Source organism: Desulfobulbus elongatus DSM 2908 (genome assembly GCF_000621145.1).
Lineage (GTDB): Bacteria > Desulfobacterota > Desulfobulbia > Desulfobulbales > Desulfobulbaceae > Desulfobulbus > Desulfobulbus elongatus.
Window position 1 is genome coordinate 128,220 of sequence record NZ_JHZB01000004.1, and the last position, 25,986, is coordinate 154,205.

Consider the following 25,986-nt stretch of genomic DNA (forward strand, 5'->3'; position numbering starts at 1 on the left):
CCACGGCGTGGCGGTGTCAAGAGGGAATTCATTTCCACGCGTGTGCCGTCAGCCGGGACTTTGGCGGGAAAATCCCGTTCAAGCGAACCGGACATGCCGCCGGAAGAACTCCCGGTACTCGTCGGGACGGTGACTGACGTAGACGATGGTGGTCAGTCGCCTGTCGGCAATGCCGGCAAGGAAATCGAGCAGGGCCTTGCGGTTGGGCTCGTCGAGCCCCTGGGTCGGCTCGTCGAGGAGGAGCAGTTGCGGCGACTTGATCAGGGCCCGGGCAAGCAGCAGCAGCCGTTGTTCGCCATACTTCATCCGACGGAAGGGCTGCTGCGCCTTGTGGGCCAGGCCGAGCCGCTGCAGCCAGCGCCGGCCGAGCTGGAGCTGCGCCTCGCTGGGACGGGTGTAGAGTCCGATCGAGTCGAACAGCCCGGAGACCACGGTGGCCAGCCCGCTGCCGGCGACGTGGTGGTTGCGGTGGAGGTCCGGGCTGAGGATGCCCATCCGCCGTTTCAGCTCCCAGATCGATTCGCCGCTGCCGCGCCGCCGGCCGAACAGGGTCAGGTCGTTGGCGTAACAGAGCGGATGGTCGCCGCTGATGAGCTGGAGCAGGGTCGATTTGCCGCAGCCGTTGGGACCGGTGATCAGGGTGTGATCGTCCCGGTCGATGGTGAGATCGAGGCCGGCGAACACCTCGACCTCGCCGTAGCGGGCAAAACCGTGGCGCAGGGTGACCAGGTTGGCGCCGGTGGTTTCTTCCGGCTGCCGGTCCTGGCCGAAGTCCTCCACCGTCACCTGGAAGAGCGGCGGCTGGTGCGCCAGCCAGCCGGTCACCTCCGCCAGCACCTCGGCCCGCGGCCCCTGGACCGCGATGGTGCCGTCCCGGAAGGCGGCGAGGTGGGTGCACCAGTCGGGAATATCGGCGCTGTTGTTGACCAGGGCGAGCAGGCCCAGGTCCTGGTCCCGCAGCCCGGCCAGCACCCGGTCCAGTTCGGCGCAACTGGCCCGGTCGAGCCCCTCATACGGATTTTCCAGGACCAGCTGGCCGATGCCCCTGGTGATCAACTGCAGGAGACAGAGCTTGCGCGCCTGGCCGGAACTCAACTGGCGGTAGCCCCGGTCGAGCAGGCCGGCGAAGGCGAACAGCTCGATCAGGTGGCGGTGGCGGTCGATGTCGGTGAGAAAGGCGCGGGCCGGGGTGCCGGGATCGAGCCGGTCCAGGAAATCGGTATCGTCCTTGCGCAGTTCGGCCTCGAAGATCGACTGCTGCCGCTTGAACGACAGCACGCCGAGATCCGGCGGCAGGCTCAGCCGCTTGGCGCGGCAGCCGACCGCCTCCCCGGCGACGACTTCGCAGAACTGCTCGATGCCCGAGCCGTTGCCGCCGACCAGGCACCAGGCTTCGCCCGGTCCGGCGGCGAAGCGCCCGATCCGCAGTCCATCGGCGGTAAGCTGTTCGATCACCAGCATGGCAAATGGGCCTGCATCACTCGTCCCAGATGGTGGCCAGGGTGTAAGGCGATCCCGGTCCGGTGAAGAAGGAGCCGTCGACAAAGCGGAAACCCCGGTCGAGCGCGGCGATCGTCGCCCTATCCCGGTCGTCGAGCTGCACGCCGGTGGCGGCGAGGTTCTGCCGCATCCGGTCCGGATGGACCGATTTGGGAATGACCACGGTCCGGCGGCCGAGTCCCCAGGCAAGCAGCACCTGCGCCGGCGTGGCCCCATGTTTGGCCGCCAGTTGCACAATCACCGGATTGTCGAGCAGGGTCGGCTCGTCGCTCTTTTTCATGGCGGCCGGCCGGTCGCCGGAGCCGAGCGGCGAGAAGGCGGTGACCAGGATATCGTTTTCCTTGCAAAAATCGAGCATGGTCCGCTGCTGCAGGTAGGGGTGGAGTTCGATCTGGTTCATCTCCGGCCGAATGGTGGCGGCCTGGCGGCACAGGGCGTCCAGCTTGGCGAGGCTGAAATTGCAGACGCCGATATGGCGGACCAGTCCCGCAGCCACGCAGGCCTCCATCGCTTTCCAGGTCTCGATGATCGGCTGGTCGGGCAGGGGAACGAACTCCTCGCTCTTGCGGGCAAAAAGCACGCCCGGTTTGAAGGCCACCGGCCAGTGGATGAGGTAGAGGTCGAGAGAATCGGTGCGCAGGTCGGCGAGCGTTTTTTCCAGGGCCGGCCGGACCTGTTCCGGGGCGTGGGCGTTGTTCCACAGTTTCGAGGTCAGCCAGAGGTCGCCACGGGCCACCATGCCGGCCTCGATGGCCTCGGCGATGGCCCGGCCGACCTCCGGTTCGTTCTGGTAGATGGGGGCGCAATCGATGTGGCGATAGCCCATGGCCAGGGCCTCCTTGACCGCCGCGTACACCGCGCCGGGCGCTGATTTCCAGGTGCCGAGCCCAAGGGCGGGGAGACGGTCGCCGTTGCGGAAGGAAAACGAGAGCATGGTGATTCTCCTTGTGGTGCCGGCCAGGCGCGGAACGGCCCGGCAGGGGCGCGGGTTGCGCCGGGTTGACGAAAAGATGGTGCGGCGCACGGGAACGAAGGCGGGTGCGCTGTAAAGATAAAAAGCCGTCGCCCATCCGTCAAATGGAGATTGCGGCCTGGGACGTATCCGTTTCCGGCGTTCCGGCACCAATTCCGGCCGGGATGGCACGACTTTTCCTTTTGTAGAACGATTCTTTTTGCATAAAATATCCGAATAACCGTGCAGACGAATCGAGCGCACATCGCAGCGGGGCGGATAGGATGCGACCATGAAGGGACAACCGGGGCCGGGACGAGGAAAGCAGCAGAAGGACACGACAGGACCGCAAACCGTGGTCGTGGTGGACGACAGTTCCACCATGCGGACCGTGATTCAGAAGGAGCTGGAAGCGGCGGGATTTGACGTCGTCGCCTTCAACGACGGCCTGGAAGCCCTGTCGTCGCTCCGCTGGATGCAGCGGTTGCCCGATCTGATCCTCCTGGACATCGACATGCCCAGGATGGACGGGTTCGCCTGCTGCGAGCAGCTACGAGCAATGGAGGCGCAGGGGTTGTTCGAGGAAGCGGAGGAAGCCCGGATCCCGGTGCTCTTCGTCTCCGCCAACGACACCTTCGACAACCGCAGCCGTGGTTTTCACCTCGGCAGCCTGGAGTTCATCTCCAAGCCCTTTGCTCGCGGTGACATTGCGGCGGCAGTCAGCAAAGTACTGCGGCCGCAAACCACTTTTGCCGGCATGGTTGCCCTCGTCATCGACGACGAGCGCTCCCTTCGGCGGATGGTCCGTACCTGCCTGGAGCAGATCGGCCTCCGGGTGCTCGAGGCGGAAGATGGCCGCCAGGCCTTTGAGCTCATCAAGGAGGGGCGTGCCGAGGTGGATTTGGCCATCGTCGATTTCGACATGCCGGTCATGCGCGGCGACGAATTCATCCACCTGACCCGGCAATGCCCCGAAACCGGACATCTGCCCATGATTTCCCTCAGCGCTGCCGGTGCACCCCAGACGATTTTGCGGATGTTCCGGGCAGGCGCCACCGATTATCTGGTCAAGCCGTTCATCGCCGAGGAATTGCTGGCACGGGTCCAGGTGCATCTCAACCTGCGCCGCTACATGTGCCATCTGGAGGAGATGAACCGGAACCTGTACGACAAGGCGGTCAACGATGCCTTGACCGGCCTGCGCAACAAGCGTTATTTTCAGGAAGCCTTCGAGGAACTGTTTGCCCGGGCGCAGCGCTCCCAGGGCGATCTCAGTTGCCTTTTCTTTGATCTCGATCATTTCAAGAGGGTCAACGATACCTGCGGCCACGGTTTTGGCGACTATGTGCTGAAAACCATCGGCGCGCTGGTGAAGGCGAATGTTCGCCGGGGCGATCTGGCCGCCCGGTTTGGCGGCGAGGAATTTGTCATCGCCCTTCCCAACACGGGATTGGCGCCGGCCCGGTTCGTCGCCGAAAAAATACGGACCCTGGTCGAAACGCACCGGTTCCGCGACCAGGGGCGGCAATGGGCGGTCACCGTGAGCGTTGGGGTGGCCTCCCTGCACGGTCACCGGCCCGCTTCGGCAACGACCTTGTTGCAGTTGGCCGATCAGGCGCTCTATCTTGCCAAGGGCGCCGGCCGCAACCGGGTGGTCTGCTGCCCGGATTGAACGGACAACGCCCCGGCCCAAGGGTTGTGGCCGCCGGCCGCCTTGTTCTGCGACCGACCCGGCATCGAATCAGCGTCTCTTTCCTGCGGCGGGCTGTCGTCCCGCCGCCCCGCTCTTGAACACGGAGGTGTCCAATGACAGAACAGAAAAAACGATCATGGGGATTTGCCACCCGGCAGCTCCACTCCGGCCAACCCGTCGATCCGGTGACCGGCAGCAGGGCGCTGCCCTTGTACCAGACCACCTCCTACTGCTTTCACAACGCCGCCCACGCCGCCAACCTGTTCGCGCTCAAGGAGACGGGCAATATCTATACCCGGATCATGAATCCGACCACCGATGTGCTGGAGCAGCGGGTGGCGGACCTGGAGGGCGGCATCGGCGGGCTGGCCGCCGGCAGCGGCCATGGCGCCCAGGCCCTGGCCTTTTTCACCCTCTGTCAGGCCGGCGATCACATCGTCTCCAGCAGCAGCCTCTACGGCGGCACCTACAACCAGTTGCGCTACACCCTGCCCAAGCTGGGCATCGAGGTCACCTTCGCCGATCCCGCCGAACCGGATTCCTTTCTCCGCGCCATCCGCCCCACCACCCGGCTGATCTACGGCGAGACCCTGGGCAATCCGGGCCTGATCGTCTTTCCCTTCGAGGAGGTCGGCGCCATCGCCCGGGCGCACGGGCTGCCGCTGATGATCGACAACACCCTGGCCACGCCCTACCTGTGCCGGCCGATCGAATGGGGCGCCACCATCGTCAGCCACAGCACCACCAAATTCCTCAACGGCCACGGTACCTGCATCGGCGGCCTCCTGGTGGATGCGGGCACCTTTGCCTGGGATTCCGGCCGGTTCGCCGGCTTCACCGAACCGGACCCCTCCTACCACGGCCTGATCTACAGCAGTCTCGGGCCGCCCGCCTTTCTCGTCAAGGCCCGGGTGCAGATGCTGCGCGACCTGGGCATCTCCGCCTCGCCCTTCAACAGTTGGCTGACCGTGCAGGGAATCGAGACCCTGAGCCTGCGCATGCAGCGGCATGTAGCCAACGCCCAGGCCGTGGCCCAATTTCTTAGGGAGCATCGCCAGGTGGCCTGGGTTTCCTATCCCGGCCTGGCCGATCATCCCAGCCACCAGCGGGCGCTGCGGTATCTGCCCGAGGGCGCGGGCGCGATCCTCACCTTCGGCATCAAGGGAGGCCGGGAGGCCGGGCAGCGGTTCATCGACAGCCTCAGGTTGTTCAGCCATGTGGCCAATGTCGGCGACGCCAAGAGTCTGGCCATCCATCCGGCCAGCACCACCCACAGCCAGTTGAGCGAGGACGAACTGCAGCGGGCCGGGGTGACGCCGGATATGGTGCGGTTGAGCGTGGGGCTGGAGGATGCCGAGGATCTGTTCTGGGATCTGGATCAGGCCCTCGGCACGGCGGGATGAATCGTCAGTGGGCCGGCGGTTGGCCGGGTGTGGTGCAGTCGGGTGAGGAAACCTGGCAGCCGTCGCTGTTGTCCAGGCCCGGAATCGCGAGGGGAGCGGCGGAGGCGGGAGGCATTGCCGGTATGGCGGCTGCTGCCGACTGCCCACCGGTTTCGGTTGGCGGGGGCAGGTCGAGGGCCGCGAGCACGGCGGTTTCCCCTCGGCGGACGATCCAGCCGTCCGGCGTTCTGGTCATGAGCACCGGAATCTCGCTGATGCCCAGGGCGGCCAACAGGGCCTTGTTGGAGGCCGGAGCGTAAGCGGCGTTAATGGTGGCGTTGGCCAGGTCGAGGGTGCGGACCTGGTCGATGGGATTGAAATGCACGGTGACCCGGCCGTTGGTCTTCAGGAAGGCGATCACCTTTTCGCAGTGGGCGCAGGTCGAGGCGTAGAACAGATAGTGCTCGGGGTACTTGCTCACGCCCGTCCGGCTGGCGAAGACCCCGGCGGTGAAGGCCTGCTGGCCGGCGGCGGGCTGGTGCAGATCGAGACTGGCAAAGGCCAGGGTCGCAGTGGCCACGACCAGCGTGCCGGCCAGGATCTGCCGGAATCCGAGCAGACAGTTGAGCAGGACGATGACCCCGAGGATGGTCAGACAATAGGCGCAGAAGGTGTGGGCGACCAGGTACTGGAAACTGGTCAGGATCGCCTCGACCCCGAGGGCGGCCAGCAGCAGGACCGGGACAAAGGCCGGCAGCCGGCGCCGTTCGCCCCGTGCCGCCCGCAGACTCCAGTAGATCACCTGAAAAAAGAACAGGCCCACCGCATTGAAGACCAGGGGGGAGACCCTGGTCAGCTTTTCCACGATCTTGCAGCCGTCATTCAGACAAAACGGCGTCCCCTGGTACAGGGTGAAACCGATCTGACCCGCAACCAGCAGGCTGGCGACCAGCGCGAGGAACTGGCCGAACTGGAGCGCTCTGTTTTTTCTTTTCAGCATGGTGTTCCGGAAGTTGAAGCATCAGCGACTGTGCCGGTGCGCACGGAGTACGCCAACCGTGGCTGTCGCACGGGAAGGCCTATAATGATGCATTCTCCCTGAAGTGTCAACCTTCCTCATGTGGGCGTCCGGGTGTCGATATCCCACGGGGAAGGAGCGGGCGCGGCCGGATTTTTTCCGCAGGGCGTCCTAGCCGGTGCGTCTCACTTGCCGGTAGAGGGCTTCCGCCTGGTAGGAACTGCGGACAAAGGGGGCGGCGGCCACGGCCGAAAAGCCCTGGGCCAGTGCCTGGCGTTCCAGGGCGGCGAATTCGTCCGGCGGCAGGAAGCGGGCCACCGGCAGATGGCGCCGCGAGGGTTGGAGATACTGGCCGATGGTGAGGATGTCGCAGCCGGTGGCGCGCAGGTCGGCAAAGAGCCGGGTCAGTTCTTCGGCCGTTTCCCCCAATCCCACCATGATGCCGCACTTGCTGACCATGGCCGGGGCGATGGCCCTGACCCGCCGCAGCAGGTCCAGGCTGCGGTGGTAATCAGCCTCCGGTCGGACGGCCGGGTAGAGCCGCGCCACGGTCTCGAGGTTGTGGTTGAGCACGTCCGGCCGGGCGGCGAGCACCGTTTCCAGGGCGTCGGCATCGCCCTGGAAATCGGGGATCAGCACCTCGATGAGGGTGCGGGGATTGCGGGCGCGGATCGCCCCGATGGTAGCGGCGAAATGGGCGGCGCCGCCGTCGGCCAGATCGTCGCGGGTCACCGAGGTGATGACGCAGAAGCTCAGGCCCATGGTCTGTACCGCCTCGGCCACCCGGTCCGGTTCCGCTGGGTCGGGCATTCCCTGCGGCCCGTGGCCGATGGCGCAGAAGCAGCAGGTGCGGCTGCAGCGGTCGCCCAGGATCATGAAGGTGGCCGTGCCCTTGGCAAAGCATTCGAACTGGTTGGGGCACATGGCCTCCTGGCAGACCGTGTGCAGGCACTGGTCCCTGATCAGGGCGCGGATGCGCTCGTACTGCGGGCCGGTGGGCAATGTGCGCCGCAGCCAGCGGGGCTTGGCCTGGGTCGGCTTGGTGGTCATGGTTGGTTCGGGACGGAAAGATGCCCGGCCAGCAGACGGTCGCGGCCGAGGAAATGCAGGTCGACGGCGAAGAGATCGGCCAGGTGGCGCGGCAGGAGCGCCTTGAGCCGTGCCATGGTGCAGTCGTGGCCGCCTTCGCGCGCCAGCGAGGTCATGCCGATGCCGGTGAGGCCGCAGGGGTTGATCCAGGAAAAAGGTTCCAGATCGGGATCGACGTTGAGCGCCAGGCCGTGGAAGGCGACGCCGTGGCGGATGGCGATGCCGATGCTGCCCAGCTTGCTGTCGCCCACCCAGACGCCGTGGTTGCGCGGGTCGCGACGGGCGGCGATGCCGCAGTCCGCGGCCAGGCGCAGCATCAGTTCCTCCAGCAGGTAAACATAGTCGCGCAGGCCCAGCCGGCGGCGGCGCAGATCGAGGATCGGATAGACGACCAACTGGCCCGGACCGTGATAGGTGATCTCGCCGCCCCGCTCCACCACCATCACGGCGATGCCCCTTTCCCGGAGAAAGTCCTCGCCCTCGCCCAGATGCGCCCGGCTGCCGTGCCGGCCCAGGGTGTAGACCGGCGGATGCTCGACGCAGAGGAAGAGGTCATGGCCGAGTGCACCCTGCCGCCGTCGCGCCGCCAGTTCGACCTGGAGGGCATGCGCGGCCGGGTAGGCCATCAGGCCGAGGTCGCAGCAGGCCGCGGGGCTGGGGCTGGCAATCATCATTCATACAGGGCAGAGACGGTCAGCCCGCCGACGGCCCGATCAGGCAAGGGCAGCGGGCGGCCTGCACCTCGTCGAGCCGCCGCACCTTGGTCCGGTGCGGGGCCTGGCGCAGCAGGTCCGGCTGTTCCTCCGCTTCCCGGACAATGGTCCTGAGGGTGGCGATGAACTGGTCGAGGTCGTCCTTGCATTCGGTTTCGGTGGGCTCGATCATCAGGGCCCCGTGCACCACCAGCGGGAAATAGATGGTCGGCGGGTGGTAGCCGTAGTCGATCAACCGCTTGGCCATGTCCAGGGTGGTGATCTTCTGCGCCTGCTGGTTGAGGTCTGAGAAAACGCACTCGTGCATGCAGGGCCGGTCGTAGGGCAGGTGGAGGACATCCTTCAGCTGTTCCTTGATGTAGTTGGCGTTGAGCACCGCCAGCCGGCTGGCCTGTTTGAGGCCGGCCTCGCCCATGGTGAGGATGTAGCTGTACGCCCGCACCAGGATGCCGAAGTTGCCGTGGAAGGCGTGGATGCGGCCCACCGACAATGGCCGGTCGCTGTCCAGGCGAAAGCTGCCGCCCTCCTTGACCACGCGGGGCACGGGCAGGAAGGGCTCCAGTTCACTGGTGACGCAGACCGGGCCGGCGCCGGGGCCGCCGCCGCCGTGCGGGGTGGAGAAGGTCTTGTGCAGGTTGAGATGGAGCACGTCGATGCCGCAGCGCTTGGCGTCGATGACCCCGAGCACCGCGTTCATGTTGGCGCCGTCGCCGTAGACCAGGCCGCCCTTGGCATGGACGATGGCGGCGATCTCGCGGATGCGTTCCTCGAACAGCCCCAGGGTGTTGGGGTTGGTCAGCATGATCCCGGCGGTGTCCTCGTCCATCAGTTCGGCCACCAGGGCCGGATCGAGCATGCCCCGGTCGTCGGACTTGATGGCCACCGCCTGGTAGCCGCACAGGGCCGCCGAGGCCGGGTTGGTGCCGTGGGCCGTGTCCGGGATGAGGATCTTGCGGCGCTGGGCGCCCTGGTGGCGGTGCCAGGCATGGAAGATGAGCATGCCGGTCAGTTCGCCGTGGGCCCCGGCCGCCGGCTGCAGGGAGACCGCGTCCAGACCGGTGATCGCGGCCAGGGAGCGCTGCAACTCGAAGAGCAGCCGCAGGGTGCCCTGGCAGAGTTCGTCGGCCAGCATCGGGTGGGCGGCGGCGATGGCCGGGGTGGCGGCCTGGCGCTCGTTGGTCTTGGGGTTGTACTTCATGGTGCAGGAGCCGAGCGGGTACATGCCGCTGTCCACCCCGAAATTCCACTGCGACAGCCGGGTGTAGTGGCGGACCACGTCGATTTCGCTCAAATCGGGAAAATCGACGGGCTCGCCCAAGAGCGCATCGTCGATGGCGGCGGCGGGAACGTCGCCGGCCGGGATCGACATGCCCGTCCGTCCCTTCCTGCCCTTGTGCCAGAGCAGGGGTTCGTTGAAGATCAGGCCGCCGGTACCCAGGGGTTCACTGGTCGCGCTCATGCGCCCACCTCCGCTGCGATGGTGTCCATGGTTTGTCTGTCGATGGTCTCGGTGACGCAGAACAAATAACGCCCCGCCATGTCCGGATAGAGCGTGCCCAACTCCAGGCCGGCGACGATGTTTTTGGCCAGCAGCCGCTCGCGGACCGGGCGGAAGTCGGCGGCGAACTCGACCACGAATTCGTTGAAGGTCGGGCCGGCAAACACGATCCTGGCCCCGGCCTTGATCAGGAGATTCTTGAGATACTCGCTGCGATCGTAATTGAGCCGGGCCAGTTGCCGGATGCCGGTGCCGCCCAGGGAGGCCATGTACATGGCCGCGGTCAGGGCGCAGATGCCCTGGTTGGAGCAGATGTTGGACGTGGCCTTTTCCCGGCGGATGTGCTGCTCGCGGGTGGCCAGGGTAAGGACGTAGCCGCGCCGGCCCTCGACATCCCTGGTCTCGCCGACCAGCCGCCCCGGCATGTTGCGGGTGAAGGGCTCCTTGCAGCCGAACATGCCCAGGTTGGGGCCGCCGAAGGAGCGGGGCAGGCCGAAGCTCTGGCCCTCGCCGCAGACGATGTCCGCGCCGCACGAGCCCGGATTCCTGTAGAGGCCGTAGGCCAGCGGCTCGGTGAAACAGGCGACGAACAGCGCGCCGGCCTGATGGATGGCTGCGGCCGCGCTGTCCAGGTCCTCGATCACCCCGAAGAAATTGGGCGATTGCAGGGCCACGGCGGCGAGGTCGTCGAGCGCATCGAGTCCACCCAGGTCGGTGCGGCCGCTGTCCAGGGTGTCCAGTTCGACGATCTCGAAGCCCGCGGGCTCAAGATAGGCCCGGACCACGGCGCGGTAATGGGGATGGATCGCCCTGGCCACGGCCACCCGCCTTTTCTTTTTCGCGATGCGCAAGCCCATGAGCAGGGCCTCGGCCAGGGCCGAGGCGCCGTCGTACATCGAGGCGTTGACCACGTCCACCCCCAGCAGGCGGGCGGTCAGGGTCTGGTACTCGAAAATCCCCTGGAGCGTGCCCTGGGCCATTTCCGGCTGGTAGGGCGTGTAAGCGGTGAGAAATTCGGAGCGGCCGGCGAGGACGCGGATGGTTTCCGGGATATGGTGGTGGTAGCTGCCGGCGCCCACCAGCACCGCCGTCTGTTCGTTCACCCCCATGGACGCGGCCAGGGCGCGCAGGTGGTCGTTCAACTCCCATTCGGTCTTGGGCGCGGGCAGGTCCCAGGCGCGGGTCATGCGGCAGTCGGCCGGGACCGAAGCGAACAGCTCGTCGAGACTGGCCGCGCCGACGGCGGCCAGCATGGCATCGATTTCCTCGGGGGTGTGCGGCAGGTAGCGCATGGCTTATCCCTTGAGCAGTTGAAGATAGCTGGCGGCGTCGTGCAGTTGCCCGTATTCACTGGGATCGGAGGGCTTGATCTCGACGATCCAGGTGGCGTAGGGCTGCTGATTGATCAGTTCCGGGGAGTCGGCGAGTGCGGTGTTGACCGCGATGACCTCGCCGGACATGGGCATGTACAGCTCGGACACCGCCTTGACCGACTCCAGGGTGCCGAACTCGTCCCCCTTGGCAAAGGTGTCGCCGATGGCCGGCAGCTCGACGAAGACGACGTCGCCCATCTGGTCCTGGGCATAGTCGCTGACCCCGACCAGGACGGTGTCGCCGGTGATCTTGGCCCATTCGTGGTCGTCGGTGTAGCGGATGTCGTCCGGCAGCTTCAATTCCTCGATCTCTTTCATAAACGTTCTCCTTTAGGACAGCATGGTGGCCATGGGGGTGCGGGCAGTGCGATCCGGCCGGATCTGGTCGCGGATCTCCACCTTGAGGGTGCGTTTGCCATCGGTGAGCAGGACTTCGGTGCCGGGCGGCAGGGGGACATCGAGCCGGACAAAGCCGCAGCAGAGGCCGCGCGGCGCAAACGATTCGGGACGGCCGCCGGCCACCGGCGTGGCGATGCTGACAATGACGCCGTCCACCCGGTCGATGGCCATGTCGGTGGTGCAGGTGAGCACGCCTCCCAGCACCGTGCCGTCGGGCGCGGTCACTTTGCTGGCGGCGCCGAGGGGAATCTTGCGTGGGTCGAAGCCGGCAAAGGGCAGGGTGCAGGGCGCTGACCCGGCCGCCAGCACGGCCCGGCCGCCGCCGAAGTCCTTGGTGAAGCCGCTGCCATCCTCATCCCAGGGCAGGACGAACAGCCAGGGATTGTCGGCAAAAAGCCAGGGGCCGATATCCTGATGGGACAGGGGCAAGCCGGCGCCGGCACGCAGGGAGTCGCGGGCCGCCAGGCCGCAGGGCAGCAGCCCTTCCGGTGCGCCGGCCTCCAGCAAAAGCTGCCAGAGGCGGGTGGTGTGCTCGGGCGCCACGAACAGTTCGAAGCCGAATTCGCCGGTATAGCCTGTGCGCGACACCAGCACCGGGGTACCGTCGAGGAGGGTCACCGGCGCGCCGGGCAGGAGATGCGGAGCAAAGGTGCCCTTGAAGGAGAAATAGACCATCCGGTCGAAGACCTGGTCCGGATTGCGCAGAATGCGGGCCAGAATCTTGGCCGCGGCCGGCCCCTGGAGGTCCATCTTGCCGAGGGCGTCGCTGTGGTCGTGGACCAGCGCCCGGGTTTCGTCCGGGTTGTGGCGCCGCAGGTGGGCTGCCACCGGTGCGCCCATGGCGGCGTTGACCACGAGCATGTAGTCGGTCTCGCCGCACTGATAGACGATGGCGTCGTCGAGCACGCAGCCGGCCTCGTCGAGAAAGACCCCGTAGACGCAGCGGCCGGGCACCAGCGGCGTTTTGCGCGGGCCGAGGCACCGATCCAGGTCCTTGGAAAAACAGTGTTGCAGCAACGGCCGCACCAGGGGGCCGCGCAGGGTGAGCACCGCCATGTGGCTGGTGTCGAACAGGCCGGCGGCGGTGATGGGGGCCAGGTGCTCGGCCTTGGCCCCGGCCGGATACCAGAGCGGCATCTCGTAGCCGCCGAAGGCGGCCATGTTGGCGCTGCGGCCGACATGCCAGGGGTGCAGCGGCGTGGTTTTCAGGGACGTTGCCATGGACGGCCTCCTCGGATTTATTTGCTGTCCTCAACCGGTTCCAGGACCGGCTGGCCGGTCAGGGGCACCTTGAGGTTGAAACTCTTGTAGACCACGAAGGTCTCGACCGACCGCACGTTGTCGATGGTGGCCACCTCCTGGGTGAAGAATTCGAGCAGGCCGAAGTCCTTGCTGAGCATGGCGGTGACGATCAGGTCGAACTGGCCGGTGACCACGCAGACCGAGATCACGCCGCGCAATCTGCTGAATTCCTCGCCTTTCTTGACCAGATCCATGCCCTTGACCCGCACGCCGACCATGACGATCTGCCGGTCGGGCAGGGCTTCGGGATTGACCAGGCCGCTGATGGAGAGCACCCCTTCGTCGATCAGCCGCTTGACCCGGGAGCGGACCGTGCCTTCGGCCAGCGACAGCTCGCCGGCGATGGTCTTGAACGAGGTCCGGCCGTCCTTGAGATGGTTGATGATGGCGAGATTGGTGGCGTCGAGGTGCATGGCTGTCCAGGGGAGAAATTATCGAAACAGCCATTCGAGGCTAAAGAAAAATGATGATTCTGTCAATATCGATGTGAGGTTTTGCCGGATCCGGCAAGAGCGTGGTGAAATTATGGGAGCAAGTCCGCCGGGTTGAGCGGGCAGGGGCGGCGGCTTGAGCGGGAGGCGGATGGAGCAAAAAAAAGCTCCGGCCAGGGGACTGACCGGAGCTTGTCTGCGCTACGGAAAAAGCGGTTATTTCAATGCGGCCAGGGCGGCGTCGTAGTCGGGTTCCTGCCCGATTTCGGGAACCTGTTCGGTGTAGACGACTGTGCCGTTGGTGTCGATGATGACAATCGCCCGCGACAGGAGGCCGGCGATGGGGCCGGTGGTGATGGTCACGCCGTACTCCTTGCCGAAAGCCGGGGAACGGAACACGGAGAGCGATTCCACGTTCTTGAGGCCGTCGGTCTCGCAGAAGCGGGTGTGGGCAAAGGGCAGGTCGGCGGAGACGCAAAGCACCACGGTATCGGCCAATTCGCCGGCGGTCTTGTTGAAGCAGCGCACCGAGGCGGCGCAGACCGGCGTGTCGATGCTGGGAAAGATGTTGAGCACGATCTTCTTGCCCTTGTAATTGGCAAGGGTCACTTCGGAAAGATCGGTTTTGACCAGAGTGAAATCAGGGGCCTGGGTTCCCTTGGCCGGCAGGGTGCCGCAGGTTTCGATGGAATTGCCTTTCAGGGTAATGGTGGCCATGATGCGTCTCCTTTCTGAATGATATCATTGGAACTTCCTGAAAATGGAAGCGGCGCACCCTGCGAACGGGGTTCTGGTCCGCTCCCTTCTCCAACGGGCATGGTGTTGCAGAGAATAATCATTCTCCTATTGCTGTAAAGCCCAAAACAAGAGCTGGAAATCGCCCGTTCAGCAGGAAACGATTCGTGGCGGAAGGGATGGGACCGCGGCGGGGCGGGGCTAACGCGGCACAGGGGATTCGGCGGTCGCGGCCCGGTTTGTGTCGCTGCGCTCCGCCTTCCGGGCGCAAGCCGCGCAGGTGCCGTGCACCACCACGGTGGTGCGATCGATGGAGCCCACCTCGGCCAGGGCGGAGGGCAGCAACATATCGTCAAAGTCCTGCCAGAAGAAATCGACCAACTGGCCGCAGGTGTCGCAGAGGAAATGGTGGTGATGGCTGGTCAGGGCCTCGAATCGGGCCTGGCTTTCCACCGTCTCCACCCGGTGGACCAGTTGCAGTTTCTCGAAGGTGGACAGCGTCCGGTACACCGTGTCGAGCGACAGGGAGGGCAGGCGTTTCTCCAGCCGTTTGTAGAGCACTTCGGCGGAAGGGTGATCGTGGGCCCCCAGCAGTTCGCGGTAGATCTCCAGACGCTGGTGGGTCACCTTGAGCCCGGCGCCCTTGCAGATCTGTTCAAAGTGCTGAAGTTGCGGTTGGAAGTTTTTTGCAGACATGAAGGATCAAAGGCAGAGGTCATAACAAATAATTTTTTCTTAATATATGGTATTTTTTTTCGAGTCAACGAGAAATATTCTCGGACGCGTTCAGTCTCACTGTGTGGTTGTTCGTTGAACGCGGGTCCGCACCCTTGCCAAAGGCCCGAAACGCTCAGGTACCGGCGCGGTCGAGGGCGGCGAGCAGCGCCATGATGTCGTTGCCCCGGACCATGCTCCGCACCCATGCCTCGGGAACGGCGGCCTCCCCCAGGGCGGCGCCCAGGATCATGCCGGCCGCCAGGCCGCGGGCCGCCGAGTCGCCGCCGGCCATGACATTTTCGATCAGCGCGCCCGCCAGGTCGTCCGGGTAGGTCAGGACCAGGTGGATGACGCCGGGTAGGGCCGCGGCGATGCCGCACATCTGCCCGAACTGTCTGATCGCCGTGCGCGTGTCCTTGCCGCCGGAATCGAGCCCGCCGCGGATGCGGAGGTCCAGATCGAAGTCCGCCACCCCTTCGTCCAGGGCGCTTTCCATGGCTTCGACCGGAACGGCGCCGTGCAGCACGGCCCAGGCGGTCTTGGCGAGGAAATCCGCCCCGGCCAGGGTGGCCGGATTGTTGTGGGTCAGGGCGGTCTGCTGACGGACCGCTTCGAGCAGCCGGTCCCGGTCGTGCCGATACCGGTAGACGAGCGGGGCGATCCGGGCGCCGCCGCCCAGGTCCGAGGAGTGCGAGCCGCATTGCGCAGGCGGCAGGCGCCGGGCCATGTTGTCCAGGGTGGTGGCGGTGGCCTTGTCGACGTAGCCCCGGTAGCCGCCGGCAAAGAGCTGCTGCCAGGCGGCGGCGAAATCGGGCAGGGAAAAATCGCCGCTGCGGGCCAGGGATTCGAGCAGCACCATGGCCTGATCGCCGTAATGGGTGAACTCGCCGCTGGCCTTGCCGTCGTGGTAGGAACCGGCCAGCGGTGCGAGCAGCCGGTCCACCCGGCCGATCCGCCGGTCGATTTCGTCGGTGTCGTAGATCCAGTGGGCGCCGAGGGCGAGGCTGTCGGCGGCGAAGGAAGCGAGCACCATGGCCTTTGCCTGGGTTGTCATGGTCGTTCTCCCGGTGGTGTTGCCACGTTTTTCCTGATTGATTGGATGTTCTGCCTACAACCTAGGCCCGGCGGCCGGATTTGTCAAATGGCGGTGCCGGCGGCCTCCGGTCGGGGATGAATCGGGTTAACTCCCGGCGGTTGATGGTCGATAGGAACGAAAGAGTCCGATCAGATCATCTCACACCAACAAGGAGGCGGAATGAAGATTGCTGCGGCCACGGTCAGCATGGATGCAGCGCACACCTACAAGGAAGTGGAACAACGATTCACCGGGGTACGCATGGGCGCGGCAACGGCCGTTTCCCCGGAACAGGCCGATTCGTTCGGCATCCGGCTGGCAACCATGCTCGCCAGTTCAACCCGGACAACCCTTTCCTGCCGTTCCGAGGTCGACCGGACCGACGGCGGCGGCACCCTCTGCTTCGCTGCGGACGGCTGGAGCTCCGGCACCGAGGCAACCCTGGCCCGACTGACCGGACAGGTCGTCGGGCAACCGGTCAGGATCGGCGCCAGCGGGCCGGATGCCGTTCTCGGCCCACCGGCCCGATCAGCCGGCCCGTTCTATACACTCCAGAGCGCCACCCTGATCAGCGGCATGATGTACAGTCAGGAGGAATCCCTCCTCTTTTCCGCCCAGGGCACGGTGCGGACCACGGACGGCCGGGAGATCGCCTTCGACCTCGGCCTGGCCATGGAACGCAGCACCATGGTTGCCACCGCCGCCGCCATGGAGGTGTCGACCCTGTTTATCGATCCCCTCATCCTGCAATTCGATGTCGACGCGCCCCTGCTGGGCGACAGCACCTTTCTTTTCGATCTGGACAGCGACGGCACCCGGGAACAACTGGCCTGCCCCGGCGGTGGCTGCGGGTTCCTCGCCTTTGACCGCAACCAGGACGGCCGCATCAACAACGGCCTGGAGCTGTTCGGCCCGGCCAGCGGGTCCGGCTTCGGCGAACTGGCCGACCTGGACAGCGACGCCAACCTGTGGATCGACGAAAACGATCCCGTTTTCGATCAACTGCTGATCTGGAGTCCGGACGGCCAGGGGGGCGGATCGCTGCTGTCCCTGCGGGAGGCCGGCGTGGGCGCCATCGCCGTCACCCATGCCGGTACCGGCTTCCAGTTGGAACGGGCCGACGGGTCGGTCATGGGCACGGTCACGGCCAGCGGCATCTTCCTCACCGAGTCCGGCGAGGTGCGGCCGCTTCAGGAGGTGGATCTGGCCCTGCCGGGGACGCAGGCGCAGTCGGCCCCAAACCCGGCCGGAGCGGAAGAGTCCGGTGGTGAAGAACTCGAAAGCGCCCTGCATGACCTGCGCGAGATCATCACCCTGCAGCGGCTGCGCTTGCGGATGATGCTCACCGGTGAACGGCTGCGGAGCATGGCGGCCAACCGGGAGGAACAACGGCAAACCCTGCTCGACTGGCTCCAAAACCGTAGCGAGTGGTATGCCCGGGTGGAAGACGGGTTGCGTCGAGACGGAGCGTCCGGAGCCGTTTTCCCCGACCGCGCCGGCCGGGTGAGGTCCTGTCGATCATTCCCCGGTGGCGGCTTTGTCCGGGGCTGATTCCCTGTCCGTATGGCGCAGTTTCGTGCCGAGGCCCGAATACCGGCGCACCCGGCGCCGCACGATCTGGTGCAGCAGCGTCCGACGGCAGAAGAGGGTGAGATGGTGCCTGGCCCTGGTGATGCCAGTGTAGAGCAGCTCCCGGCTGAGGACCGGTGCATCCTCCTGGGGCAGGATGCACAAAACCCGGTCGAATTCCGACCCCTGCGCCTTGTGCACGGTGAGGCCGTAGGCGGTCTGCCAGGCGGGCAGACGGGTGAGCGCTACTGGCCGGAGTTCGTTGTCCGCCGGGGAGAACCAGGCCTGCAAAGTGCCGCGGTCGTCGGGCCAGAGGATGCCGGTGTCGCCGTTGAACAGGCCCAGGTCGTAGTCGTTGCGCAGGATGAGGATCGGCATGCCCCGGTAGAGCCGTTCGTGGTCGGCGATGAGGCCGGCGCGCCGGAACAGGGTCTCGGCCAATCGGTTGATCCCCTCGACCCCGGCCGGTCCCTCGCGCAGGGCGCAGAGTACGCGGCAGCGGCCGAGTTCGTCCAGGGCCTGTTGGGGATTATCGGCGGTGAACAGGGGCCGGAAATGGCCTTCGAGCCATTGCCGCAGCCAGGCGCTCGCCTCCGGGCCGTCGGCCGCCTCGATGTGCACGTCCGGATCTTCGCGTTGCCAGACCGCCTCCAGCAGGGCCGGGTCGCCGCTGTTGACCGCCCGCGCCAGGCCGCCGATGCCCGATGTCTCGTGGAAACGATGGCTGGCGTGGAGAATCACCAGCGAGTCGGCCAGCGGTCCGTCGCCGTCGCCGGGCATATCCGGCAGGCGGGCCGGGGCGAGGAGCGGTTGCATCCGCGCGGTCAGTTCCGGCGACCAGCGGACCCCGCCGTCGCCGCAGAGGTCGCCGAACAGGTTGCCCGCCTCCACCGAGGCCAGCTGATCCCGATCGCCGAGGAGGATGATCCGGCAGGCGGCGGGCAGGGCGGCCAGGGTGGCGGCCATCAGCGGCACGTCGATCATCGAGGCCTCGTCCAGGATGAGCAGGTCGAGGCGGAGGGGATGGCCGGCGTGGTGGCGGAAACCGGGCCGGTCGGTACGAAAGCCGAGCAGTCGGTGCAGGGTCTGGGCCTCTTCGGGGATGGCCTCGGCCAGGGCGGGCGGCAGCGCGTTTTTGGCCGCGCGGATGGATTCCTGCAGGCGCAGCGCCGCCTTGCCGGTGGGTGCGGCCAGGGCGATACGGAGTTCGGCCGGGGACAGCGCCGCGAGCAGGGCGAGGATGCGGGCGGCGGTGTGGGTCTTGCCGGTGCCCGGTCCGCCGGAGATGACCACGAATGGCCGGCACAGGGCCAGGGCCGCGGCGGCCCGCTGCCAGTCGACGGTTGCTGCGCCGGCGGGCACGGGAAAGAGACGGTCGAGCAGAGCGGCTGCCCCGGCCGGCGGCTCCGGCACCGGGAGTTCGGTCCGCAGCCGCAGGGCCTGGGCGATCGTCTCCTCGTCGCGGTGGAGGCGGAAGAGGAACAGATTGTCGGCCTGGTCGAGCACCAGGGGGCGGACCTCGCCGGCGCGGCCGACCATGGGCGAGGCCAGAAGGGCTTGGCGGAGGACGGCCGCATCGCGGAACGGGGCGCCGTCCAGGCTGGCGTCGGTCAGCAGGCGGGACACCTCGGACAGGGGCAGACAGGTGTGCCCCTGTCCGGCGGCCCAACTGACCAGGGCCGCAAGCACGGGCAGTTCCGGGCACTGCCTGCCGTCGAACCGGGCCAGGAGACGGGCTGTCTGGACATCGAGCGGCCGGAACATGCGACCGGCCTGCACGGGATCGGGCCAGGTGGTCATGGGCGCCCTCCCCCCCGGCAGCAGTCGTCCAGGGCCTCGATGAACGTTTGGTCCGGCCGGAAGGCATGAATGCCGGTGCCGGCCGGATGGCTGGGATGCATGGCCCGCAGGAAGAGGTAGTAGGCGCCACCGAAATGCTCGTCGTATCGGTATGCCGCCAGCCGGGAGCCGAGAAACCGGTGCAGGGCCAGGGTGTAGATCAGGGCCTGGAGCCGGTACTGGTGGCTGTCCATGCAGGCGTTCAGGGCCTGGGGGGTGTAGTGCGCCGCGCTCGGACCGAGAAAATTCGATTTGTAATCCACCAGGTAATAGCGGCCCCGGTGGCGGAAGACCAGATCGATGAAGCCCTTCATCAGGCCGTGCAGCGAGGCCGCGCCGCCGGCGAGGGGCCGCAGCCCGGCCGCGGTGAGCAGGTTGTTGAGCCGCGCAGGATCGACCTGCTCCAGGGGAAAGAGGAAGCTCAACTCGTTGATCCGGTCCGATCCGGCCACCTGGCAGAGGGCGCAACTGCCGGGCAGGGAGACCGCGAGCAGATCGTCCAGCCAGCCGGCCAGGGCGGTCTGCCAGCGCGCATCGATGCCGGCCTGCTCCAGGCCCTGGGCGATCAGCGGCTGTTGCTCCCCGGCGGGCCGGCCGAAATCGATCCGTTCGAGCAGGGCGTGCAGACAGGTGCCGGCCTTGGGTCCGCGGGGAAAGGTGAAGATGGAGCTGAAATCCTCGGGCATGGCCGCCGCCGGACTGTCCCATTCGTCCCGGTCCGCTGCCTCGGGCAGGTCGGCGCCCGCGCTGAGGCGGGAATAGCTGGTCAGCGACCAGCCGGGGCTGATCCGGCCGTGGAAGGATGCCGGCTGCAGGCGCGGCGCAGCAACGGCGGTGGCCAGGCGATGGCTGCCGAAGGCGGCGGGCTGGGGTCGCAGGTCGAGCAGCGCTTCCCCGTCGTTGAGCGATTCCAGGTCGCGGCGCAAGGCATCGTCGTCTTCCGGGCAGCGGCCCTGGTGGAGGAGATGGGCCAGGGCGGTGCGTTCCAGGCCGCTCACCCGACCCCAGCAAAACAGGCAGCCGGATCGGGCTCGGGTCAGGGCCACGTAGAGCAGGCGCACCTCCTCGGCCAGCGACTCCTCCGCCGCCCAGCGCCGGTGTTCCTCTTGGCCGGTGCCCAGGTCGAGGACAAGGCGCAGGCTGTCGCGGGCGTGGAAGGCGAGGGGACCGCCGGTGTCCGGCGTCCGGCCGGACCACAAAAACGGCAGGACCACCACCGGAAACTCCAGGCCCTTGGCCCGGTGGATGGTGACGATCCGCAGCAGGTCCTCGTCGTCCTCCAGGCGCAGCAGTTGATTGTCCTGATTGGGGTCGGGATGGTCGATCTGGTGATGCAGCCAGCGCAGCAGGGCCGCGGCGCCGTGGCGGCCGGCCGGACTGGCCTGGAGCAATTCGGCCAGATGGAGATAGTTGGTCAGGCTACGGCGGCCGCCGTCCCTGGCGGTCAGCCGCCGGGTGACCTGCTCGGTGGCGAGGAGATGCTGGAACATGGGCAGAAAGCCCTGCTCGAGCCAGAGCTGCCGGTAGCGGAGCAGGCCGGCCAGCCGGGCCTCCCAACGCTCTTCGTCGGCGGCGAGGCGATACAGTTCCTCGCCGCTGCACCCGAACAGGTCGGTCACCAGCGCGGTGCGGATGCCCGCCATGTCGGCGGGCGCGGTCAGGGCGGCCAGCACCTGGGCCAGGGCCTTGGCCTCCGGGGCGGCGAACACCGAATCCTGGCTCGTGGCGGCGCAGTTCAGGCCCCGGCGATGCAGGCCCTGGCGCATGGCCTCGGCCTCGCGGTTGGTGCGGGTGAGGATGGCGATGTCAGCGGGCGCAAGCGGCCGGCCGGCGATGGCGGCACGCCCCTGCCTGCCCGCTTCCAGAAGCGAGACGATGGCGTCGACGCAGAAATCGACCGCCGCCCGGCTCGCCCGCTCCTTGCTGATGGTGTTCGCCTTGCCGCGCCGCAGCCGTTCGCCGTCGAGGAGCAGGCCGGTCAGCGGCGGCATGGCCCGGCCGGCGAGCACAAGCGGCTCGGCCCTGGCCGGCTCGGCGGCCCGGACGGGCTGGAAAACGATGTCGTCCTGGAAGACAAAGGCGTTTTCGCGGCGGCCGAACAGGGTGTTGATCGCCCGCACCATGGCCGGGGTGGCCCGGTGGTTGACGCCCAGGGTGGCCCGGTGGTCCGGGGCGGTGGCGCGGCGCGCCCGGATGTAGGTGAAGATGTCGGCGCCGCGAAACGAGTAGATGGCCTGCTTGGGGTCGCCGATGAGCAGGAGGGTGCCGCTGCCGCGATAGATGCGGGAGAAGATTCGGTATTGGATGGGGTCGGTGTCCTGGAACTCGTCGATCAGGGCGGCGGGATGGCGCGAGGCGAGGCGGGCCGCCAGGTGCGGGCCGCTGCCCGGCTGCGCCAGCGCTCCGTCCAGGCGGGTCAGCAGGTCGTCGTAGGTCAGCCAGCCCTGGGCCCTTTTGCGGCGGTCGAGTTCGGTGTCGAGGAACTGCCGGGCCTGCCGCAGGACCTGCATGACCAGCAGGCGCCGCAGGCGGTCGTGGACCTGGAGCCATTGATCGAACAGGGCAAAAAACGGGTGGGCGGGCGGTTCGTGCTTTGCTTTGACATGGGTAGCCATGACGGAGGCGGCCAGCCGGTCGATGCCGTCAGGAAGAAGGAAAGGCGGCTCGATTTGTCCGGCCAGCCGGTCCATGTCGTCGAGCAGTTGGGGCACCCGGTCGCTTAAGCGATAGGCGTTGTCGTTGCGCTTGAGACCGGGGTCGTCCGCCAGGATGGCGCCCACCTGCGGCCGCTCGCGGTGCCAGCTCTCGCCCAGCCCGGCAAAGAGTCGGCGGCCCTCCTCCTGCAAAGACGCCACTTCGGCCTCGTCGATCTCCGGAATCAGGTCGCAGTCCCCTGCGGCGGCAACCTTGCCCAGGGCCCTGAGCAGCCCGGCCGGATCGGTCCAGGTGGTGGCGGCCCAGGCCGCTTCCCCGTCGCCGGCCGGATAGAAGCGGTTACGCCAGAAATCCTCGATCACCTGGAGGCGCAGGTCGGCCTCGTTGGTCATCAGTTCGGCTTCGAAGGGCATGGCCGCCTCGAAGGCGTGTTCCTGAAGGATGCGCTGGCAGAAGGAGTGGATGGTGTGGATGGCGGCCTCGTCCAGCCGCACCAGGGCGTCGGCGAGCCGCTGCCGGGCCGCTGCCGGCGGGACGGCGGCCAGCAGGGCCGCCAGGAGCGGATCGGCCTCGTCCTTGTTGTCCAGATGGTCGACGGCTTGGCGCAGGCGCTGGCGGATGCGGTCGCGCAGCTCGCCGGTGGCCGCCCTGGTGAAGGTGACCACCAGGATCTGGTCGATGGCCAGTTCCCGTTCGAGCAGCAGGCGGAGGAAGAGCAGGGTCAGGGTGTAGGTTTTGCCGGTGCCGGCGCTGGCCTCCAGCAGCCGCCGGCCGTGCAGGGGCAGGGTGAGCGGGTCAAGCGGCTGCACGGTCGTCCTCCAGATGGGTCAGGATCGGGTCGTAGAGGGTGGCCAGTTCGATGAAGTCCGGGCTGGTTGCAAAGCGCTCCTGAGGGAAGCACAACCGGTAGGCCGGATCGCTGCCCTCGCCGGCGCGGCCAAAGCCGTCTTCCCAGATCTGGCGGGCGGCTTCGTCAGGGTCCTTCCTGTCGCGGCGGCACGCCTCGGCCCAGGCCAGGCTGGTTTCGGGGAAAAAGGGCAGGGGCGCGGCCAGGCCCCGCCAATAGAAATCGAGCAGCGCTTGCAGGTGGCGCTCGGCCTCGGCCACCGGCCGGAGAACGATGCGTCGCACCGGATCGTTCGTTTTGGCCGGGTCGCGGGACAGATGCACGGACACCGGCGGCAGACCCTCCGGGGCCTGGAGATTGAGGAGCAGGTGCCGGACCCACAGGGCGATCAGGTCGGCGCCCTTGAGGGTGCCTGTCCGCCAGGTGATTCGGCCCGAGGAGAAGCAGTCGGCCAGCCAGCCGGTGAGGCGGAAGGGACCGATGGCGCAGTCGATGGCCACCGGCTCCCGCGGCTCGGCGAGCAGAGGGCGGAGCTGTTCGGCCAGTTGGGCGCCGACAGCGGCGATGCCGGCGAATTCGGCCCGGCCGAAACCGCTGCATGGGAGCGCGCCGCCGGTTTCCAGGCCGCGATGGATCTGTTCCGCCGACATCCCCGCCAGCAGGCCGGCCACCGTTTCCCGGCGCAGGAGGTAGCGGTCCAGGTGGTCGAGGGCAAAGGGCTCGCTCTCGGCTATGGCGGTGCTCCTCTCCCGCAGGCGCAGGCCGAGCGTCCGCTCCAGGAAGAAGCGGACCGGATGGCGCCAGAAACCGGCCAGTTCGTCGACATCGACGGTCCGCCGTTCCTCCGGCGGCGGCGCCAGGACGCCGTGGAGAAAGGGTGGCGGATCGGTTTCCTCTGCCGCCGGCAGCCAGGCCGGATTGAAGCTGGCCGTTGCCGTGGTGCCGTCGAAACAGCGGCGGCTGAAGGGCTGCATCGGGTGGAAGGTGGTGAGATGGGCAGCAACGGCTGTCTCTTTTAGCAGACAGCCCTGGGCGAGATAGTCGCGCAGTTCGGCGACCACCGCCGAGGGCGGGGCAACGGCGTCGTCGCGCTGATTGCGGCCGGTCCAGGACAGGTAGAAGACATCGCGGGCCGAGAGCAGGGCCTCCAGAAAGAGATAGCGGTCGTCCTGGCTGCGGTTGCGGTCGCCCAGGCGCGGTTGCGCCGCCATGAGGTCGAAGGCGAAGGGATGCTGGCGGCGGGGAAAGGCCTGGTCGTTCATCCCCAGGAGACAGACGATGCGGAAGGGCACGGAGCGCATCGGCACCATGTTGCAGAAGGTGACCCGGCCGCTGAGAAAGGGCTGGCCGCCGGCCGGCTGGGTGAGGGCGGCGTGCAGATGCCGTTTGAGCACGGCGAAGCTCAGCGGGGAGGTGTAAGCGGCCAGGCGGCAATCCGCGCGCAGGCTGGCGATCGCCTCCCGCAAAACCCGCAGCCCCTGTTCTTCCTCTTCGGCGGCGAACAGATCGTCGATGAGGGCGAACAGGTCGTCGCACCAGGCCGCCACCGGCCGGTCCCGTCGCAGGCGAAGACGCCAGCCGGACAGGGTGTCGACCAGGGCGAGAAAGCCGCCCAGGGCCTCGGTTTCGCCACCGGCCAGGTGGCCATAAGGGAGACGGTCGGCCTGGGGTTCCCGGCAGTCGCCCATCAGGTAACCGAGCAGCAGACGGTCCATGCCGAACCGCCAACTGTGCAGATCGCCGGCCCGGACCTCCAACTCCTCCCGGTGCGCCGCGTCCAGGCCCCAGCGGATGCCCGTCTCCCGGACCCAGTCGTGCAGCCGCGGCAGGATGGCCGGATCGAGGCCGAAGCGGCGGAGCAGGGCGGGCGTCTCGCACAGGGCCAGGACCTCGGGCGCGGCGAACCGGCCGGGGAGCAGGTCGAGCACATCGAGCAGGCAGCGGACCAGGGCGTACTCGCCGGCCAGCGGCCGGTCGGCGATCGACCAGGGGATGCGCCGCTCGCCGGTGGCCTCGCCGAACACGCCGGTGACCGCCTCGACATATCCCTGGATATCGGGGGCGCTGACCAGGATATCGCCGGGAGTCAGGTCCGGGTGCTGCCGGAACAGATCGAGCAGCCGGTCGTGCAGGATCTGGACCTCGCGCAGCGGCGAAGAGCAGCAGTGGAACTGGATCGAGCGGTCGCCGGGGGCGAGCGGATGGCGGGTGGCCCCGGCGGCGGCACGGTCGTGCAGGTCGAGGATATCGTTCTGCAGAACGGCCAGCACATGGGCCGGTTCGTGTTCCTGGTACAGGTCTATTTCTTGCAATTCACCGTCAATGTCGAGCAGCTGGCGGAAAAAGTCCTGGCCGAGCGCGCCCAGCGAGGCGAGAAGCGGATGGCCCTGATCGACATAGGCGTCGAGGGCTGCCGCCTGCCGGTGGCGATCCCGTTTGCCGGCCCGCCGCCGGGCCGAGACCAGGTCGCCCCAGTAGTGGCGGCAGGGGCTCAAGTGAAACAGATGCACTTCGGTGTGGTGGCTGATCCGCTCGACGATCTCCACATAGACCGGCGCCAGCGAGTTGAGGCCGAACAGGTGGCAGCGCTGCGGCAGGAGGCCGCCAGCCGGCTCCCCATCGGCCAGCTGCCGGAAGTGTTCGGCCAGACGGGCCCGATGGGGCATGGCATCGGCGGTCAGCGCCCGCCAGAGCACGGCCTGCCAGTGGTCGTCGCCGCCCTGCTGCCAGCGGTTGAGCAGGTCGGGGCGATAGACCAGGTACTGGTCGAAGATATCGGCGATCCGGCCCGAGAGCTGGTCGAGCTTGCTGCCGTCACCATCGTCCTTGAGGTAGGCGGCCGGTTCGCGGAAACCGGGGCGGGCGAGCAGGGCCGGCAGCAGGGAGGCGATCCGCCAGCGCAGCACCGGTTTGCGGAAGACGTCCTCCTCCGGCAGGCTGCCCGCAAGCCGCCGCACCAGATCCCAGACGAAGCGGGCCGGCAGGGGGAAGTGAAGATGGGCGGCGATGCCGTCGGCAAAGGCCAGACGCTGCGCCACCCATTGGGCCATGCCCGGATTGTGGACCACGATGATCTCGGGGGCCAGCGGATCGGGCAGGGGGTCGCGGAGCACGGCCCGGAGTTGCTGCAACAGGATCTCCAGCCGGTTGGATTGATGCAGATACACGCACTACTCCAGGTGTTGGGATCGGGAACGGT

The 25,986-nt window shown here is 67.3% G+C and carries 19 protein-coding genes; 3 read left to right on the top strand and 16 right to left on the bottom strand.

The window, feature by feature from the left end:
* Window positions 1-78: 78 nt before the first annotated feature.
* Both Q362_RS0103530 and Q362_RS0103535 read right to left on the bottom strand, forming a co-directional pair.
* Window positions 79-1,461 carry an ATP-binding cassette domain-containing protein gene (locus Q362_RS0103530; RefSeq protein ID WP_028317563.1) on the bottom strand — a complete coding sequence of 461 codons (1,383 nt, stop codon included), beginning with the start codon at window positions 1,459-1,461 and terminating at the stop codon, window positions 79-81.
* 16 nt (window positions 1,462-1,477) lie between these two features.
* Window positions 1,478-2,434 (bottom strand): aldo/keto reductase, encoded by a 957-nt coding sequence (locus Q362_RS0103535; protein WP_028317564.1) that lies wholly within the window; start codon window positions 2,432-2,434, stop codon window positions 1,478-1,480.
* Between the two features lie 310 nt (window positions 2,435-2,744).
* On the opposite strand from Q362_RS0103535, the gene Q362_RS0103545 reads away from it, so the two are divergent.
* Both Q362_RS0103545 and Q362_RS0103550 read left to right on the top strand, forming a co-directional pair.
* Window positions 2,745-4,124, top strand: a complete 1,380-nt coding sequence (locus Q362_RS0103545; RefSeq protein ID WP_084312244.1) for a diguanylate cyclase — start codon at window positions 2,745-2,747, stop codon at window positions 4,122-4,124.
* Window positions 4,125-4,258: 134 nt separating this feature from the next.
* Entirely contained in the window at window positions 4,259-5,548 is a 1,290-nt protein-coding gene (locus Q362_RS0103550; protein ID WP_028317566.1) for an O-acetylhomoserine aminocarboxypropyltransferase/cysteine synthase family protein, read from the top strand.
* Window positions 5,549-5,552: 4 nt separating this feature from the next.
* On the opposite strand, the gene Q362_RS0103555 is transcribed toward Q362_RS0103550, so the two are convergent.
* The 11 genes from Q362_RS0103555 to Q362_RS0103605 form a co-directional block, all read right to left on the bottom strand.
* Window positions 5,553-6,527 carry a vitamin K epoxide reductase family protein gene (locus tag Q362_RS0103555; protein ID WP_028317567.1) on the bottom strand — a complete coding sequence of 325 codons (975 nt, stop codon included), beginning with the start codon at window positions 6,525-6,527 and terminating at the stop codon, window positions 5,553-5,555.
* A 189-nt stretch (window positions 6,528-6,716) separates the two neighbouring features.
* Entirely contained in the window at window positions 6,717-7,595 is an 879-nt protein-coding gene (gene lipA, locus Q362_RS0103560; RefSeq protein WP_028317568.1) for a lipoyl synthase, read from the bottom strand.
* Complete coding sequence (gene lipB / locus Q362_RS0103565) at window positions 7,592-8,308, bottom strand: lipoyl(octanoyl) transferase LipB (RefSeq protein ID WP_245590146.1); 717 nt, start codon at window positions 8,306-8,308, stop codon at window positions 7,592-7,594. Before lipB ends, lipA begins: the two co-directional genes overlap by 4 nt.
* 19 nt (window positions 8,309-8,327) lie before the next feature.
* Window positions 8,328-9,806 carry an aminomethyl-transferring glycine dehydrogenase subunit GcvPB gene (gene gcvPB / locus Q362_RS0103570; RefSeq protein WP_028317570.1) on the bottom strand — a complete coding sequence of 493 codons (1,479 nt, stop codon included), beginning with the start codon at window positions 9,804-9,806 and terminating at the stop codon, window positions 8,328-8,330.
* Window positions 9,803-11,137, bottom strand: a complete 1,335-nt coding sequence (gene gcvPA, locus Q362_RS0103575) for an aminomethyl-transferring glycine dehydrogenase subunit GcvPA (RefSeq protein ID WP_028317571.1) — start codon at window positions 11,135-11,137, stop codon at window positions 9,803-9,805. Before gcvPA ends, gcvPB begins: the two co-directional genes overlap by 4 nt.
* A gap of 3 nt (window positions 11,138-11,140) precedes the next feature.
* Window positions 11,141-11,536 carry a glycine cleavage system protein GcvH gene (gcvH, locus tag Q362_RS0103580; protein ID WP_028317572.1) on the bottom strand — a complete coding sequence of 132 codons (396 nt, stop codon included), beginning with the start codon at window positions 11,534-11,536 and terminating at the stop codon, window positions 11,141-11,143.
* Window positions 11,537-11,548: 12 nt separating this feature from the next.
* Window positions 11,549-12,838 carry an aminomethyl transferase family protein gene (locus Q362_RS0103585; RefSeq protein ID WP_028317573.1) on the bottom strand — a complete coding sequence of 430 codons (1,290 nt, stop codon included), beginning with the start codon at window positions 12,836-12,838 and terminating at the stop codon, window positions 11,549-11,551.
* A gap of 17 nt (window positions 12,839-12,855) precedes the next feature.
* Complete coding sequence (locus Q362_RS0103590; RefSeq protein WP_028317574.1) at window positions 12,856-13,332, bottom strand: Lrp/AsnC family transcriptional regulator; 477 nt, start codon at window positions 13,330-13,332, stop codon at window positions 12,856-12,858.
* Window positions 13,333-13,566: 234 nt separating this feature from the next.
* Window positions 13,567-14,067, bottom strand: a complete 501-nt coding sequence (gene tpx / locus Q362_RS0103595) for a thiol peroxidase (RefSeq protein WP_028317575.1) — start codon at window positions 14,065-14,067, stop codon at window positions 13,567-13,569.
* A 219-nt stretch (window positions 14,068-14,286) separates the two neighbouring features.
* Window positions 14,287-14,781 carry a Fur family transcriptional regulator gene (locus Q362_RS0103600; protein ID WP_028317576.1) on the bottom strand — a complete coding sequence of 165 codons (495 nt, stop codon included), beginning with the start codon at window positions 14,779-14,781 and terminating at the stop codon, window positions 14,287-14,289.
* A gap of 154 nt (window positions 14,782-14,935) precedes the next feature.
* Window positions 14,936-15,856 carry an ADP-ribosylglycohydrolase family protein gene (locus Q362_RS0103605; RefSeq protein ID WP_028317577.1) on the bottom strand — a complete coding sequence of 307 codons (921 nt, stop codon included), beginning with the start codon at window positions 15,854-15,856 and terminating at the stop codon, window positions 14,936-14,938.
* A 201-nt stretch (window positions 15,857-16,057) separates the two neighbouring features.
* On the opposite strand from Q362_RS0103605, the gene Q362_RS21960 reads away from it, so the two are divergent.
* Window positions 16,058-17,428: a hypothetical protein gene (locus Q362_RS21960; RefSeq protein WP_051553585.1), complete on the top strand. Its 1,371-nt coding sequence runs from the start codon at window positions 16,058-16,060 to the stop codon at window positions 17,426-17,428.
* Here the strand turns inward: Q362_RS21960 and recD are convergent.
* The 3 genes from recD to recC are packed head-to-tail and all read right to left on the bottom strand — an operon-like array spanning window position 17,396 to window position 25,954.
* Complete coding sequence (gene recD, locus Q362_RS18940; RefSeq protein WP_051553586.1) at window positions 17,396-19,246, bottom strand: exodeoxyribonuclease V subunit alpha; 1,851 nt, start codon at window positions 19,244-19,246, stop codon at window positions 17,396-17,398. The two genes, Q362_RS21960 and recD, sit on opposite strands and share 33 nt — an antisense overlap.
* Window positions 19,243-22,749, bottom strand: coding sequence for an exodeoxyribonuclease V subunit beta (gene recB / locus Q362_RS0103620; RefSeq protein WP_028317578.1), 3,507 nt, complete (start codon window positions 22,747-22,749; stop codon window positions 19,243-19,245). Before recB ends, recD begins: the two co-directional genes overlap by 4 nt.
* Window positions 22,736-25,954: an exodeoxyribonuclease V subunit gamma gene (recC, locus tag Q362_RS18945; protein ID WP_051553589.1), complete on the bottom strand. Its 3,219-nt coding sequence runs from the start codon at window positions 25,952-25,954 to the stop codon at window positions 22,736-22,738. The genes recB and recC overlap by 14 nt, the downstream gene beginning before the upstream one ends.
* Window positions 25,955-25,986 lie beyond the last annotated feature (32 nt).

What these genes read in the sequence shown, in the direction of transcription:
- Q362_RS0103600 (WP_028317576.1), bottom strand. Translation starts at nt 14,781, where the DNA reads ATGTCTGCAAAAAACTTCCAACCGCAACTTCAGCACTTTGAACAGATC.
- Q362_RS21960 (WP_051553585.1), top strand. Translation starts at nt 16,058, where the DNA reads ATGAAGATTGCTGCGGCCACGGTCAGCATGGATGCAGCGCACACCTAC.
- Q362_RS0103530 (WP_028317563.1), bottom strand. Translation starts at nt 1,461, where the DNA reads ATGCTGGTGATCGAACAGCTTACCGCCGATGGACTGCGGATCGGGCGC.
- recD (WP_051553586.1), bottom strand. Translation starts at nt 19,246, where the DNA reads ATGACCACCTGGCCCGATCCCGTGCAGGCCGGTCGCATGTTCCGGCCG.
- Q362_RS0103585 (WP_028317573.1), bottom strand. Translation starts at nt 12,838, where the DNA reads ATGGCAACGTCCCTGAAAACCACGCCGCTGCACCCCTGGCATGTCGGC.
- Q362_RS0103535 (WP_028317564.1), bottom strand. Translation starts at nt 2,434, where the DNA reads ATGCTCTCGTTTTCCTTCCGCAACGGCGACCGTCTCCCCGCCCTTGGG.
- tpx (WP_028317575.1), bottom strand. Translation starts at nt 14,067, where the DNA reads ATGGCCACCATTACCCTGAAAGGCAATTCCATCGAAACCTGCGGCACC.
- Q362_RS0103545 (WP_084312244.1), top strand. Translation starts at nt 2,745, where the DNA reads ATGAAGGGACAACCGGGGCCGGGACGAGGAAAGCAGCAGAAGGACACG.
- gcvPB (WP_028317570.1), bottom strand. Translation starts at nt 9,806, where the DNA reads ATGAGCGCGACCAGTGAACCCCTGGGTACCGGCGGCCTGATCTTCAAC.
- lipB (WP_245590146.1), bottom strand. Translation starts at nt 8,308, where the DNA reads ATGATGATTGCCAGCCCCAGCCCCGCGGCCTGCTGCGACCTCGGCCTG.
- Q362_RS0103555 (WP_028317567.1), bottom strand. Translation starts at nt 6,527, where the DNA reads ATGCTGAAAAGAAAAAACAGAGCGCTCCAGTTCGGCCAGTTCCTCGCG.
- gcvPA (WP_028317571.1), bottom strand. Translation starts at nt 11,137, where the DNA reads ATGCGCTACCTGCCGCACACCCCCGAGGAAATCGATGCCATGCTGGCC.
- lipA (WP_028317568.1), bottom strand. Translation starts at nt 7,595, where the DNA reads ATGACCACCAAGCCGACCCAGGCCAAGCCCCGCTGGCTGCGGCGCACA.
- Q362_RS0103605 (WP_028317577.1), bottom strand. Translation starts at nt 15,856, where the DNA reads ATGACAACCCAGGCAAAGGCCATGGTGCTCGCTTCCTTCGCCGCCGAC.
- gcvH (WP_028317572.1), bottom strand. Translation starts at nt 11,536, where the DNA reads ATGAAAGAGATCGAGGAATTGAAGCTGCCGGACGACATCCGCTACACC.
- Q362_RS0103550 (WP_028317566.1), top strand. Translation starts at nt 4,259, where the DNA reads ATGACAGAACAGAAAAAACGATCATGGGGATTTGCCACCCGGCAGCTC.
- Q362_RS0103590 (WP_028317574.1), bottom strand. Translation starts at nt 13,332, where the DNA reads ATGCACCTCGACGCCACCAATCTCGCCATCATCAACCATCTCAAGGAC.